Raw genomic sequence first — 13,482 nt, forward strand, 5'->3', positions numbered from 1 at the left:
CAAGAAACTGGCGCACCTCGTCAGCCAGCCTCGAGCGACTCCGGGGTGTGCAGGCGGACCAGGAAGCGGCGGGCGTGGGCGGGTGCCCTTGTTGCGGTCGCGAGTGACACGCCCACCATGACGACGACCGCGAGTGGCACGCTCCACGCGGCGGGCTGGCCGAGCAGGGCTCCGGCCCAACCGCCGGGGGCGTAGCCGCCGAGGGTGGCCACGGCCGCACCGCCGGCGCCGAGGCCACCCGCCGCGAGTCCGGCCAGCGCCCCGACGTCGGTCAGGCCGCGCCACCAGATGCCGAGCACCAGCAGCGGGCAGAAGGTCGAGGCCGCGACCGCGAAGGCCAGCCCCACCGACTGGGCGACCCCGACATTGCGCACCAGCAGCGCCAGCACCAACGGGATCACCACGGCGACAACCGCGGCAACCCGGAACGCGGTGACACCGCCCCGATCGCCGACCATCCGCGTCGTCACGTCCTGGGTCAGGACGCCGGCGACCGCGATGGCCAGCCCGGACGAGGTCGACAGGAACGCCGCGAAGGCGCCGGCCGTCACCAGGCCCGTCAGGACGTCGCCGCCCACTCCTTCGAGCATCACGCGCGGCAACTCCAGGACCAGGACATCCGACCTGCCCGACGAGACCAGCTGGTCGCCGTACACACGACCGAGGGCGGCGTAGACCGGCGGCAGCAGGTAGAAGAGGCCGAGGAAGCCGAGCACCACCACCGTCGTACGACGCGCTGCGCGGCCGTCGGGGTTGGTGTAGAACCGCACGACCACGTGCGGCAGGCCCATGGTGCCGAGGAAAAGCGCGATGATCAGTGAGTACGTCGTGTAGAGCCCGAGCCCGCCGCCACTGGCGACCGGCACCGACCAGTCGCCGTCGGCCATCGAACTGCCCGGACGCCCGTCGCCCCACCAGACGGCGAGCAGCACGGCCGCGGGGATGAGGAGCGCGGTCAACTTCAGCCAGTACTGGAAGGCCTGGACGAAGGTGATCGAGCGCATCCCGCCCGACGTCACGTTGGCGAGGACGACGCCCCCGACCACCACGGGTCCGACCCACTCCGGGGCGCCGATCGCGGCGTTCAGGGTGATCCCGGCGCCTTCGAACTGCGGCAACAGGTAGAGCCAGCCGACACCGACCACCAGCAGCGAGCAGGCAGCCCGCACGGTGCGTGATCCGAGGCGCGCTTCGGCGAAGTCCGGCAGCGTGTAGGCGCCCGAACGGCGCAGGGGAGCGGCGACGAGGACGAGCAGGACAAGGTAGCCGGCGGTCCAGCCGACCGGGTACCAGAGCATCTCGGCGCCGCCGATCAGCAGCAGCCCCGCGATGCCGAGGAAGGACGCCGCGGAGAGGTACTCACCGCCGATCGCCGAAGCGTTCAGCCGCGGTCGCACCGTGCGCGAGGCGACGAAGAAGTCGCTCGTGGTGCGGGAGAAGCGCAGCCCCCAGGTGCCGATCGCCAGGGTCACCAGCGAGACGAGGACGACGGCGACGAGGCCGGGTACGGCGGCGGTGTCCACCCGTCAGTCCCCGTCTTCGTGGCCGCTGACCAGGTCGGCGAACACCCGCTCGTTGCGCTCGGCCCTCCGCACGTAGCGCCAGCCGAGGAACAACAGGAACGGGTAGACGAGGACGCCCAGCGCCAGCCACGCCACGGGGATCCCGAGCAGTTGCCTGTCCGCGAGCGAGGGCGCGAGATGGAACAACAGCGGCACCAAACCCAGCGTCACGACGAGCAGCCCGATCACCCGCAGTGCGAGCCGCAGTTGTTCGGCCAGGAGCGAACGCAGGTAGAGGTCGCCCAATGCGGTCTGCTCCGTGACGTCGCCGAGTCGGGTCGCCGTACGACTGGCCGCGGTGTGGCGTGGCGGACCGGTCACCCGCACCCGCTCGGTCATGCTCAGCCGCCTGCCCGGGCCCGGCGGACCAGGACGTCGCGCAGGCCCCGGGTGTGCCGGCGGCTGACGGGCAACTCGGTCGTGCCGACCATCACCGACGTCCTGCCGCTGTCCGACCGCACCTCGGTCACGTGCGCCAGTGCGACCAGCAGGGAACGGTGGATCCGGTGGAAGCCGGACTCGGCCCAGTCCTCGGCGAGCGTCGTCAGGGGAACCCGCACGAGGTAGTTCTCGCCGGCCTTGGTGTGGAGCCGCGCGTAGTCGCCCTGCGCCTCGACGTGGGTGATGTCGCGGCGGTCGATGAAGCGGGTGACGCCGCCGCGCTCGACAGCAATCTGGGTGTCGGCGACGGGTGCCGGGGCCGCGGTGTCGGCCAGCACTCGTCGTACCGCCTCCGCGAGGCGCTCGGGACGCACCGGCTTCAGGACGTAGTCGACCGCGCGCAGGTCGAACGCCTCGACCGCGTGCTGCTCGTGCGCGGTGACGAACACGATCGGCGGCGGCTGCTTGAACCGGCGGAGCACCTCGGCGAACTCGAGGCCGGTGAGTCCGGGCATCTGGATGTCGAGGAAGACGCAGTCGACCTCCTGCTCGCGCAGGGTGCGCAGGCCGTCGGTCGCGGACTGGCAGGCGACCACTTCGCCGACACGAGGGTCGGACTCGAGCAGGAAGGTGAGTTCGTCGAGGGCGGGCTTCTCGTCGTCGACCACGAGCACGCGGAGGCCGCTCATGCCCGTTCCGCCGGCGGGGTGGCGGTGACACCCGGTGCGAACTTCGGGACGCGCACGATCACCTTGGTGCCGGCGCCGGGTGCGGTCTCCACGACCAGACCGTAGTCGTCACCGAAGGTCGCCCGCAGCCGTGCGTCGACGTTGCCCAGGCCGATCGAGTCGAGCGCCTCGTCGCCGGCGAGCGCGCGTCGTACCTTCTCCGGGTCCTCGCCGACCCCGTTGTCCTCGACCTCGATGACCGCCTCGTGCCCGCGGTCGTGGGCGTTGATCGTGAGGTGCCCCGCCTGCTCCACGCCTTCCAGGCCGTGGCGTACGGCGTTCTCGACGAGCGGCTGGATGCAGAGGAACGGTACGACGACCGGAAGCACCTCGGGCGCGACGTTGAGCGTGACCTGGAGCCGGTCGCCGAAGCGCGCCTGTTCGAGCAGGAGGTAGCGCTCGATGGAACGCAGTTCCTCGGCGAGCGTCGTGAACTCGCCGTGCCGCCGGAAGGAGTACCGCGTGAAGTCGGCGAACTCGACCAGCAGGTCGCGGGCCCGGTCGGGGTCGGTGCGGACGAAGCTGGCGATCGCGTTGAGGGAGTTGTAGACGAAGTGCGGGCTGATCTGGGCGCGCAGGGCCCGGATCTCGGCCTCGATCATCCGGTTCCGGTGGGCGTCGAGTTCGGCGAGCTCGAGCTGCCCCGACACCCACTGCGCCACCTCCTCGGTGGCCCGCACCAGCCCGGCGGTCGTGCTCGGCGCGAACGCCTGCACCGTGCCGAGCACGCGGCCTTCGACGATCAGCGGACTCGCCACGCCTGAGCGGACCGGGCAGCCGTTGGTGGTGCACCCGAGCTGGCTGCGATCGACGGTGCGGGTGCTGCCCCGCTCGATGGTCAGCAGCCCGACCACGGCCGCCTGGTCGAGGTGGTGGTTGCCGACCCCGTCCCACGCCAGCACCGACTCGGTGTCGGTGATCGCCATCGCCGGCGTACCGAGCAGGTTCCGCAGGTGCTTCACCGCGCGCTCGGCACTCGCCGTCGTCAGCCCCTCCTGCAGTGGGGGTGCGGCCAGCGACGCCTGGTGCAGGGCCCGGAACGCCGCGCGGTCCGCGTCACTGCCCAGATGGCCCCGCCTCCACCACCCCGCGTTCCGCATCCGCCCATCGTGTCACCACACGGAGATCTCGGACGTTGTCGCGCCGGAGTAGCCGTAGGCATCACTGCGGATGCACGCGAATCGAGCCATCGTGGCCGGCCGGATCGGCACCGAGATCACCCGCGCGTCGTCTGCGCCGACGTCGCCCAACCGCCCCTCCGTTGCGAACCTCCGGCCGTCTGGAGAGAGCTCGACGACCTGGTCCACCGCCAGGAAAGGCGTCCGTACGACGACGCGCGACACCTTCAGCGCGCGGCCGAGGTCGACGCAGATCCGGCGATGGGACGGCGGTCGGCAGGCGGAGTCGTTGATGTCGCACTCGCCGGACAACCGCACCTGCACGTGGCTGTCGAGGTCGCCGTCGGTCAGTCCGCACGCGCCCTCGCCCCGGACCTGCCGTCCGCCGCGATCGGTCGTGCACGGTCGTCCGCGCGAGACCGGCACCGCTTTCGCGGTCGCCACCGCCGACGGCGCCGTGTAGACGAACGCGGCCCGCCCCCGCTTCGTCGAGGCGACCACGCTCACCCGCATCGCCTGGTCCTCGGTCACCCACCCCGCCACCATCGCGCTGGTACGACGAAGGCCACTCGCCACCTCAACAGGTTTCGCGAACGCCGGCTCCCCGGTGGTGACGTAGACCGCGTAGCGCACCGCCTTGCCCTGGGGTCCGGTCAGTCGTGGCCACGTGACCCGGGTGCCGCCGGCGACCGGTGTCAGTGCCACCTTCGGCTCCCACAACACGAGGTCGGGGGCGCGCTGCGGATCAGTGCCGTTCGGGACGGACACCGCGGCGCTCGCTCCGCCCGGCCGTTGCCCGCTCATCGTCATCGCCTTGCCCTGCTCGACCTCGGAGGCCGGCACGCTCCACAGTCCGTTGTCCGCGAGGTCGGCGCGGTGGGACGTCGGGCACAGGCCCGCGTCGGGGATCAGGCAGAACACGCCGAGCGAGATCAGCCGCACGGACAGCAGCACGATGTTGTCGTCGAACGGCTGGGTCAGCGTGACCGAGCCACCCGGCACCGACTTCCCGGAGCTGTCGAGCAACCGTCCGTGGACCGCGCCGGCCGGGACCGCGCTCGGCACCACGACCGCAGGGGCAGGGGGACGCGACGGATCATCGGTCGTCGTACATGCGGCGAGGAGCAGCGCCGTCGCGGCCAGCAAGCACCGGCCGCGCATGGCAGTGGCTCAGCGGAAGTCGATGAGGAGCATTCCGGAGTCGTCGTCGGCCGGCGGCTCGACCGCGGCCGCGACGGCTCCGACGGACACCGACTGGTCATCGGACTCCCTGGCCAGCGCGAGTGCGTCCGTCGTACCGCTCTCGGTCCGGATCGTCTTCGGCTGGATGCCGACCACGGCGCGGAAGCACTCGGTGACGTAGGGCAACTGCATGCCGTCCATGCCGCGACCGAAGTCGTCGTAGAACGCGAGGACCTCCCGGATCCGCGACTCCTGGCCGGTGCGCTCGAGGGTGGCGACGTCGGCGAGCGAGCGGACCAGGTCCTGCACGGACGCGCGCTGGATGACCTGCCACTGCTTGAAGGCCTTCTCGTCGACCGGACCGAAGTACGGCGACGAGTCCAGTTCGTCGCCGATGCCGAGCCCGGCGACGTGGTGGCCGATCAGGTTGCCCAGGCGCTTGACCCACGGGATCCGCTCGTCGCGCAGGTTGCGCACGACCGCGAGCGATCCGCCGCGGCGCAGGACGCGGGCGATCTCGGGCAGCGCCAACTCGTGGTTGAACCACTCGTAGGAATTGCCGGCGATGACGAGGTCGAAGGTCGCGTCGGCGGCCGGGATCTCCTCGGCGTTCGTCTGCGAGACCCGCAACTCGGGGATCCGGTCGGCGAGCCGCTCCAGCATCCGCGGGTCGGGGTCGGTGGCGTGGACGTCGTGGCCGAGCGCGACGAGGTGCTCGGTCAGCTTGCCCGTGCCGGCGCCGAGTTCGAGGATCGATCGCGGCTGCTCACCGGTCAGCCACGCTACGGCCTCGCGCGGGTAGCCGGGCTGGCCGCGGTCGTAGGCCTCGACCACGTTCCCGAAGGAGAGTGCGGCCGTGGTGCGGGGGGTGGAGTCGGTAGCCATCAAGGCGAGGGTACGGCGACGAGCGGGTTGCGTCGCGCAGGCGCGGCGATCACAAGGCGCGCAGCACGTCCGTGTGGGTGAAGTCGTCGCCCTTGAACAGCAGCGGCTCACCGCTCGCGGCGCTGAGCGCATAGGCGAAGCAGTCGCCGAAGTTGAGCTTGGCTGGCGAGCCGGAGCCGCGGCCGTAGCGGCGGAACGCGATCCGGGCAGCGCGCGCATGGGCTTCGGTGACGGCCACGAGACCGATCCCCAGCCCTGTCACGATCGTGTCCAGTTCGGCCCCACCGGTGGGACCTCGCGATCCCTCAGCGCGCATCACCGCCTCCAGCCAGTTGGCCGTCGACATCTGACAAGCGGTCGAACTCATCAGGTTCTTGAAGGATTCGGCCTCTGGTTCGGCGAAGAGAACAGCGAGCACCGCCGACGCATCGACGATCATGCGGGGAGCCCTGTCACGGGGTCGTAGAGGTCGTCGTCGCTGAGGATGCGATCGGGTCCTGTCGCCTCGGGAAGCGCCGCGAACCGGATCTGGGCCTGATGGACGATGTCCAGCCTCCGCTGTCGATCGGCTTCGGCCGGGTCAACGCCGTACTCCGCCAGCAACTTCACCAGCGCCTCCTCGATCGCGCTGGTCTGCGTCTTGCCGGTCACGCGCGCCGCCTCGCGGGCAAGCGCATGCACGCGCTCGTTCTTGATGTTCAGGCTCATGTCCGACCTCCTCGAACCAATCTACCTTCCACCTTCGACACGTTCTACCTTTCCACCCTTCTATCCTCTGCCTGTGAGCACCGATCCGCACGCCTGGCTGGTTTCCCTCGAAGGCGTGCCCTCGGGCTTCACCGCCGCCCGCGACGGCATTGACGTCGTCCTGCGCGACCGCGGCCTGCGCCGCACCAGCCCCGAACTGACGGCCGAGTCGCTGCTGCGCGGTGCGCACGCGAGCGCCGTACTCGAGGGCTCGACGTCGACGCTCGCCGAGGTACGGGCGGGCACGGGTGACGAGATCGCGATGGTCGCCGTACGACTGGCCACCGAACTGCTGTCCCTGATGCCGGTGCTGCGCCGCCAGCCGCTCCAGGCGCTCGCCCGGATGCACACGGTGGCCGCGCGCGGGGTGCTGCCCGACGAGATGTTGGGTCGTCCGCGTGACGAGGAGGCCGCGCTGAAACTGCGTGCCGTGGCCGAGTTGATCACCGCGCCGACCGAAGCGCCGGCCCTGGCCGTGGCCGCCGTGGTGCACGCCTACCTCGTCGCTGCGGCGCCGTTCGGTTCGCACAACGGCATCGTCGCGCGAGCAGCCGAGCGGCTCCTGCTCGCGGTCAAGGGCGTCGACGAGAAGTCGCTGATGGTGCCCGAGGCCGCCCATCTGGCGCTGCGTGCGGAGTACGAGTCGAACCTGCGGGGCTGGTCGCACGGTGGTCAGGCCGGCCGGCACGCCTGGCTGATCTACACGACCGAGGCGTACGCCGCGGCGGCCGAAGCGAGCCCGCTGGTGCGCGAGGCGGAGTAACTCCTCGGGACATGCAGATGGCACCCGAGTCAACGTATGTCTCGGGTGCCATCGCGGACACGTGGGCCCATTGGTTACCAGGCGTGCACCATTTCAGCTGCCCCGGAAGTGTTCCGGGATGCAAGCGCCCAATTAGGAAGGGTAGATCGCCGCGTGGGTACCGGGATCACGTGTTGTCTGTGGAGTTGTTGATGTCCTTTGTACGCCGCTTCGGCGGCACCTTCAAGGGTTGTCTTTTCGGCCCGCAGAGAGAACTCTGGGGGGTTGGGGCGGGTTGCTGTTTCCGGTACGACGTCAGGCGCTGAACGCGCGTCGACGCGCGCCCACCCACACCACAGCGCCGACCGCGACGACTCCTCCGACGGCCAGCGCAGCCAGGGTCGGTTTCGGTGGCGGCAGGTGCAATCGGGACTGCAGCGCGACCGGTCGGGTGAACGCCAGCACCGGCCAGCCGCGTGACGCGGCGACCTTCCGCAGCTCCTTGTCCGGGTTCACGGCGTGCGGGTGGCCGACGATCTCGAGCATCGGCACGTCGGTGATCGAGTCGGAGTAGCCCCACGAGTTCTCGAGGTCGTAGCCGACCTCCTCGGCGAGCTCGCGGATCGCGTTCGCCTTCTCCTCGGCGTACGCGTAGTACTCGATCTCGCCGGTGTAGCGGCCGTCCTCGACCTTGAGCCGGGTGGCGATGACGCGGTCGGCGCCGAGCAGGGCACCGATCGGTTCGACCACTTCGCTGCCGGACGTGGAGACGATGATGACGTCGCGCCCCGCGGCGTGGTGCTCCTCGATGAGGCGGACGGCTTCGTCGTACACGAGGGGATCGACGATGTTGTGGAGCGTGTCGGCGACGATCTCGCGGACCGTCGCGACGTCCCAGCCGGCGGTCAGTTGCGACATGAACTGGCGCATCTTCTCGACCTGGTCGTGGTCGGCGCCGCCGACCATGAAGACGAACTGGGCGTAGGCCGAGCGGAGCACGGCACGACGCGAGATGAGGCCGCCGGCCTGGAAGGGCTTGCTGAACGCGAGCACGCTCGACTTGGCGATGATCGTCTTGTCGAGGTCGAAGAAAGCCGCAGTGGGCGAAGTACCCGGGAGGGCCATGGCTCCATCGTAGGTCGCAGGGGTGTTCGAAATGTCCACTTCCCCTCCACAACACGCCCTGGGGCCGGGCTGATCCACAGGCCCGGGGCGGTCGTGTGTGCCGGTGTCGGCGGCTGGCGAGAACCTCCGCATGTCCAGAACCCAACCCCTTTCCCGTACGACGTCCACGCCCACCGTGGACGTCCCGCCCCTGGTGGTGACCGCCGATGAAGGCCTGCTCGCCGAGCTCCTGCCGCTCGCCGCCGCGGCGGATGTGGCGCCGACGATTGCCCGCGATCCGCTGGCCGCACTGACGACCTGGAGCCGCGCACCGGTGGTCCTGGTCGGTCCGGACCTGGCTCCGGTCCTTGCGGAGATCGGGCCCGAGAAGCGACCGCGCACCTACGTCGTCACCCTGCGCAACGTGCCGCACGAGCTGTACCGGACTGCGCTGACGCTCGGCGCCGACCAGGTCGTCGACGTCGTGGGTTCGTCGGGCTGGCTGGTGGAGCTGCTCGCCGACCTCACTGAGCACCGCACGGATCGCGGGCGGGTGATCGGAGTGATCGGCGGCAGCGGAGGCGCCGGCTCCACCACCCTGGCCTGCGCGCTGGGCCAGTGGGCCGCACGGTCGGGACCGTCGGTCGTCATCGACTGCGACCCGCAGGGGCCCGGCCTGGACCGGATCCTCGGTGTCGAGCGCAACGACGGCTTCCGGTGGGACGCGCTGTGCCAGACCACGGGCCGCCTGTCGGCACGCGCATTGCGTGATGCGCTGCCGCGGCGCGGTGATCTCGGTGTCCTGTCCTGGTACGTCGACGGTCGGGTCCAGACGCTGCAGGCGTTCGCCGTGCGGGAGGCGCTGTCCGCCGCCCGCCGCGGGCACCGGGTGGTCGTCGTGGACCTGCCACGGTCCACGGACCCACTGATCGACGAGATCGCGTCGCGGTGCGACGAGCTGCTGGTCACGACCTCGGCGAGCGTGGTGGGGGTGGCCGGGGCTGCCCGGATGCGGGCCCGGTTCGCGGACCATGGCGCGCCCGGCGTCGTACTCCGGGGGGAGGGGTTTGCGGCCGCCGACGTGCAACGGGCGGTCGGGTTGCCGGTCGTGGCGCAGATGCGCGACCAGCGCGGGCTGGACGAAGCGGTCGATCTCGGGCTGGGGCCGCTCCGCACGTTCCGTGGCCCGCTGGCGCGGGCGGTGGCGCGGATCCTGGGCGACCCGGCTGGCAGCGGCGTCACGCCGGGAGCGGAGGCGTCGTGATGGCCGACGAGGTCACGGTGCTGGTCGAGGAGGTACGCCGCCGGCTCGCCGCGGTCGAGGGCTCCCTCACGCCCCACCGGGTGGCCGATGCGTTGCGTGCCGCCGGTCGGCCCGTGGGTGACGCAACGGTGCTCGCGGTCTACGAGGCGCTGCGCCGCGACGTCGTGGGTGCCGGCCCGCTCGATCCGTTGCTGCGCCTGCCGGGCGTGACCGATGTGCTGGTCAACGGGCCCGGCCCGGTGAGGATCGACCGCGGCAACGGGCTGGAGGAGACGGACGTCGTCCTGCCGTCCGAGGATGCCTGTCGTCGGCTCGCGCAGCGGCTGGTGGCCACCGGCGGTCGCCGCATCGACGACGGGGCGCCGTACGCCGACGTCCGCCTGCCCGACGGCACCCGCTGCCATGCCGTGCTCGCGCCACTTGCCCAACCCGGGACGGCGATCTCGCTGCGCATCCCGCGCCGCGGCGGCTTCACCCTCGACGAACTGCGCGTGGCGGGAGCGTTGAGCGACGAGGCCCACGACCTGGTCGGCCAGATCGTCATGGCCCGCCGGGCCTTCCTGGTCAGCGGTGGGACCGGCACGGGCAAGACCACGCTGCTCGCCGCGATGCTCGGAGCCGTCGATCCTGCCGAGCGGATCGTGATTGTCGAGGACGCCGCCGAGTTGCGTCCGGTGCATCCCCAGGTCGTCGGGCTGGAGGCGCGACCGGCCAACCTCGAGGGCGCGGGCGCCGTCGTACTCCGGGACCTGGTGCGGCAGGCGCTCCGGATGCGGCCCGATCGGCTGGTGGTCGGTGAGGTCCGCGACGCGGCGGTCGTCGACCTGCTGGCCGCGATGAACACCGGCCACGAGGGCGGGAGCGGCACGCTGCACGCGAACTCCGCGGCCGACGTCCCGGCGCGTGTCGAGGCGCTCGCACTCACCGCCGGTCTGGGCCGCGCGGCCGCGCACAGCCAGTTCGCCTCGGCGGTCGACCTCGTCCTCCATGTCGTTCGTGACCGCGTCAGCGGGCGGCGCAGACTGGGCCAGATCGCCGTACTGGAGAGGGATGCGGACGGTTGGGTGCGCACCGAACCCGCCGTGACCTTCGCGGACGACGGCACTCTCGCCTCAGGTCCCGGATCGCGTCGCCTGCTGGACCTGCTCGACGGACGTGGTCGCGGATGAGTGCCGTTGTCGCCGCACTGTGTACGACGATCGCGGTCGCACTCGTGCTGCCACCAGCGCCGTCGACGAGATGGGGGCGCGGTGGGACATCGGGACGGCGCTGGGCCTTCGTGGCAGCGGGCGCCCTCGCGGCCGCCGCGCTCCTGGCCGGATCTGCGCACCTCCTGGTCGTCGCGATCGTGGCTGCCGGAGTCGCTGGGGGACTGGCCCGTCTGGTCGCAGGCCGGCGGCGCGAACGACTCGCCGTCGCCAGCCGATCCCGGGTGGTCGAACTCTGTGATGCCCTCCAGGCCGAGCTCGCAGCGGGCCAGACCGCCGGCCTGGCGTTGGAACGAGCGGCGGCGGAGTGGCCCGAGATCGCGCCCGTCGCCCGCGCTGCGGTTGCCGGCGGCGACGTACCGACGGCGCTGCGCTCTCTCGCGGACCGACCGGGAACTGGTGCCCTGAGGGTGGTCGCGGCGGCGTGGCAGGTCGCTCACCGGACGGGCCACGGCCTGGCCGACACCCTTGGCCGCGTCGCCGATGACCTGCGCGCCACCGAACAGACCCGTCGCGTCGTCGACGGCGAGTTGTCGTCCGCCCGGGCCACCGCCCGCCTCCTCGCCGCACTCCCACTGCTGGCCCTCGCCATGGGGTCCGGCGCCGGCGCCCACCCGTGGCGTTTCCTCTTCGGCCACCCGATCGGTCTCGCTTGTCTCGCCGCAGGACTGGCCCTCGCCTACGCCGGCCTCGCGTGGATCGACGCCCTCGCCCGCGACATCGAACGCGCCACCTGATGACCTTCCTGACGACCGCGCTGATCACCCTCGCCACCACCCTCGCCGCGGCCCTCCTGATCCCACGAGGTGCGCGGGTTTCTGCGCCGAAGTGCGCAGGTTTCTCTGTCGAGGTGCGGGAGTTTCTGCCCGCCGCCCCCGATCGGGACGGCCTGCTCCGACGGGGTCGCTGGGCCTGGGCATCCCTCGCCGGCACGGGGGCCGGACTCGTCCTCGGCGGTCCGCTGGCCCTCCCTGCCGGAATGGGCGTTGCCGCTGGCGTCTGGGTCGTGGCCGGCCGTCTCGAACCTGCCGAGGTTCGCCGTCGCCGTGAAGAGGTACGACGAGACCTGCCGCATGTCGTGACGCTGCTGGCCGCCGCCCTCCGATCCGGCCTCGCACCCGTTGATGCGATCGGACTCGTGTCCCGGGCGCTCCCCGGCGCGGCCGCCGATCGCCTCGCTCCGGTGGCTGTCCGACTCCAGTTGGGTGGCGACGTGGTGCCGATCTGGGCAGCCCTGGCCGCCGACCCGGAGCTGGGCGCGCTCGGGCGGACGCTCGCTCGTGCTCACCGCACCGGGGCGCCGGTCGTGGCGGCCGTCGAGCGATTGGGTGACGAGTTGGCCCGCCGCGGGCGGGCGGAGGTCGAGGACCGCGCGCGGGCTGTCGGGGTCCGCGCCGCCGTACCGCTGAGCCTGTGCCTGCTCCCGTCGTTCTTGCTGCTCGGCATCGTTCCACTGGCCGTGTCGCTGGCGTCGGTGATCGTCTGACCAGCCCCATCGGTCCCAGCGGAGGCCGTTGCGACCCAACGCACCTGTGGACGACGAATCCCTGTCCACAGGCGAGTTCCCGCATCGCTGCGAGATCGTCGGTCTCCCGCATTCTCCTGACAACGGCCGCATCCGGCGGCCATGACGAGGGGAGACGAGATGACACAGATCCACGACGAGCGTGGTGTGACGACAGCGGAGTACGCCGTGGCCACCGCGGCCGGTGCGGGTTTCGCGGGCTTGCTCTACAAGATGCTCAGCGGTGGCTTCGGGAACCAGTTGATCACGAAGCTCTTCGACCACGTCCTCGGCCTGCTCGGCCTGCGGTGACCGGACGATCCCGCCGCGATCAGCGGGGTGCGGTGACCGCCGAACTCGCGGTCGGACTGCCGTTGTTGCTGGCCATCACGGCCGGTCTGGTCTGGTTGCTGGCGGTCGGTATCGGTCAGGTCCGCACGGTCGATGCCGCGCGCGAGACCGCCCGTGCGCTGGCTCGTGGCGACGACCCCGGCGAGGCCCGAGCGTTGGGGGAGCGGATCGCACCGGACGGCGTCCAGATCTCGGTGGCGCGGGAGGGCGACCGTGTCGTCGTACGGGCGCGGGGACGGGTCAAGGGTCCCGGCGGACTGTTCCGGGCGCTGCCCGGCGCGGTGCTGGACGCCGAAGCCGTCGCCGTCGCCGAGGAATCGGGGGAAGCAACCCGATGAAGTCGACGACAGCAGACGAGCGTGGCGCCGCCACGGTCCTGGTGGTCGCGATGGCAGGTGTTCTGCTCCTGGTCGGAGCAGCGGCCGGAGTGGTCGCCGCGATCGTGGTGGCCCACCGGAAGGCGCAGTCAGCGGCCGACCTGGCGGCGCTAGCCGGAGCAACCGCCCTCGCCGAGCCAGCGAGCGCCCGCGATCCGTGCGACGCAGCAGGAGAGGTCGCGGCCGCCAATGATGCAACGGTGCGGTCCTGCGTTGCCGACGGGCAGGAGGTCCTCGTCGAGGTGACCGTCACCGGCCCGTACTGGCTGGGTCAGGACCGCGACCTCGTCGGCACCGCCCGCGCCGGACCCACTTCTCCGTAGCGGAGA

17 protein-coding genes are annotated in these 13,482 nt (G+C 71.5%); 8 read left to right on the forward strand and 9 right to left on the reverse strand.

Features of this window, described 5'->3' with window-relative positions; translation table 11 throughout:
* Window positions 1–20: 20 nt before the first annotated feature.
* Genes HRC28_RS03860 through HRC28_RS03895 form a run of 8 tightly spaced genes read right to left on the reverse strand, consistent with a single transcriptional unit; the run spans window position 21 to window position 6,564 of the window.
* Window positions 21–1,523: a cation acetate symporter gene (locus HRC28_RS03860; RefSeq protein WP_182378870.1), complete on the reverse strand. Its 1,503-nt coding sequence runs from the start codon at window positions 1,521–1,523 to the stop codon at window positions 21–23.
* A gap of 3 nt (window positions 1,524–1,526) precedes the next feature.
* Window positions 1,527–1,901, reverse strand: coding sequence for a hypothetical protein (locus HRC28_RS03865; RefSeq protein ID WP_182378871.1), 375 nt, complete (start codon window positions 1,899–1,901; stop codon window positions 1,527–1,529).
* 2 nt (window positions 1,902–1,903) lie between these two features.
* Window positions 1,904–2,632 carry a LytTR family DNA-binding domain-containing protein gene (locus HRC28_RS03870; RefSeq protein WP_182378872.1) on the reverse strand — a complete coding sequence of 243 codons (729 nt, stop codon included), beginning with the start codon at window positions 2,630–2,632 and terminating at the stop codon, window positions 1,904–1,906.
* Window positions 2,629–3,771: a histidine kinase gene (locus tag HRC28_RS03875; RefSeq protein WP_182378873.1), complete on the reverse strand. Its 1,143-nt coding sequence runs from the start codon at window positions 3,769–3,771 to the stop codon at window positions 2,629–2,631. The genes HRC28_RS03870 and HRC28_RS03875 overlap by 4 nt, the downstream gene beginning before the upstream one ends.
* A gap of 12 nt (window positions 3,772–3,783) precedes the next feature.
* Window positions 3,784–4,950, reverse strand: coding sequence for a hypothetical protein (locus HRC28_RS03880; RefSeq protein WP_182378874.1), 1,167 nt, complete (start codon window positions 4,948–4,950; stop codon window positions 3,784–3,786).
* Window positions 4,951–4,959: 9 nt separating this feature from the next.
* Window positions 4,960–5,856, reverse strand: coding sequence for a class I SAM-dependent methyltransferase (locus HRC28_RS03885; RefSeq protein WP_182378875.1), 897 nt, complete (start codon window positions 5,854–5,856; stop codon window positions 4,960–4,962).
* 49 nt (window positions 5,857–5,905) lie between these two features.
* Window positions 5,906–6,295 carry a type II toxin-antitoxin system VapC family toxin gene (locus tag HRC28_RS03890; protein ID WP_182378876.1) on the reverse strand — a complete coding sequence of 130 codons (390 nt, stop codon included), beginning with the start codon at window positions 6,293–6,295 and terminating at the stop codon, window positions 5,906–5,908.
* Window positions 6,292–6,564 (reverse strand): type II toxin-antitoxin system VapB family antitoxin, encoded by a 273-nt coding sequence (locus tag HRC28_RS03895; RefSeq protein WP_182378877.1) that lies wholly within the window; start codon window positions 6,562–6,564, stop codon window positions 6,292–6,294. Before HRC28_RS03895 ends, HRC28_RS03890 begins: the two co-directional genes overlap by 4 nt.
* A gap of 73 nt (window positions 6,565–6,637) precedes the next feature.
* Here HRC28_RS03895 and HRC28_RS03900 point away from each other — a divergent pair, with 73 nt between their 5' ends.
* On the forward strand, window positions 6,638–7,366 hold the full coding sequence (locus HRC28_RS03900; protein ID WP_182378878.1) for an oxidoreductase: 729 nt from the start codon (window positions 6,638–6,640) through the stop codon (window positions 7,364–7,366).
* 294 nt (window positions 7,367–7,660) lie between these two features.
* Here the strand turns inward: HRC28_RS03900 and HRC28_RS03905 are convergent, their stop codons facing one another.
* On the reverse strand, window positions 7,661–8,470 hold the full coding sequence (locus tag HRC28_RS03905) for an HAD-IB family hydrolase (protein WP_182378879.1): 810 nt from the start codon (window positions 8,468–8,470) through the stop codon (window positions 7,661–7,663).
* Between the two features lie 130 nt (window positions 8,471–8,600).
* On the opposite strand from HRC28_RS03905, the gene ssd reads away from it, so the two are divergent.
* The 7 genes from ssd (at window position 8,601) to HRC28_RS03940 (ending at window position 13,476) form a co-directional block, all read left to right on the forward strand.
* Window positions 8,601–9,713: a septum site-determining protein Ssd gene (gene ssd / locus HRC28_RS03910; protein WP_182378880.1), complete on the forward strand. Its 1,113-nt coding sequence runs from the start codon at window positions 8,601–8,603 to the stop codon at window positions 9,711–9,713.
* Entirely contained in the window at window positions 9,713–10,882 is a 1,170-nt protein-coding gene (locus HRC28_RS03915) for a TadA family conjugal transfer-associated ATPase (RefSeq protein ID WP_182378881.1), read from the forward strand. Before ssd ends, HRC28_RS03915 begins: the two co-directional genes overlap by 1 nt.
* Window positions 10,879–11,658 (forward strand): type II secretion system F family protein, encoded by a 780-nt coding sequence (locus HRC28_RS03920; protein ID WP_182378882.1) that lies wholly within the window; start codon window positions 10,879–10,881, stop codon window positions 11,656–11,658. The genes HRC28_RS03915 and HRC28_RS03920 overlap by 4 nt, the downstream gene beginning before the upstream one ends.
* Window positions 11,658–12,407 (forward strand): type II secretion system F family protein, encoded by a 750-nt coding sequence (locus HRC28_RS03925; RefSeq protein ID WP_182378883.1) that lies wholly within the window; start codon window positions 11,658–11,660, stop codon window positions 12,405–12,407. The genes HRC28_RS03920 and HRC28_RS03925 overlap by 1 nt, the downstream gene beginning before the upstream one ends.
* Window positions 12,408–12,566: 159 nt before the next feature.
* Window positions 12,567–12,737, forward strand: coding sequence for a DUF4244 domain-containing protein (locus HRC28_RS03930; protein ID WP_182378884.1), 171 nt, complete (start codon window positions 12,567–12,569; stop codon window positions 12,735–12,737).
* 32 nt (window positions 12,738–12,769) lie between these two features.
* On the forward strand, window positions 12,770–13,114 hold the full coding sequence (locus HRC28_RS03935; protein WP_237111687.1) for a TadE family type IV pilus minor pilin: 345 nt from the start codon (window positions 12,770–12,772) through the stop codon (window positions 13,112–13,114).
* Window positions 13,111–13,476, forward strand: a complete 366-nt coding sequence (locus tag HRC28_RS03940; protein WP_182378886.1) for an Rv3654c family TadE-like protein — start codon at window positions 13,111–13,113, stop codon at window positions 13,474–13,476. Before HRC28_RS03935 ends, HRC28_RS03940 begins: the two co-directional genes overlap by 4 nt.
* The last annotated feature ends 6 nt before the right edge of the window (window positions 13,477–13,482 follow it).

Origin of the sequence: Nocardioides sp. WS12, assembly GCF_014108865.1 — a bacterium.
Taxonomy (GTDB): Bacteria; Actinomycetota; Actinomycetes; order Propionibacteriales; family Nocardioidaceae; genus Nocardioides.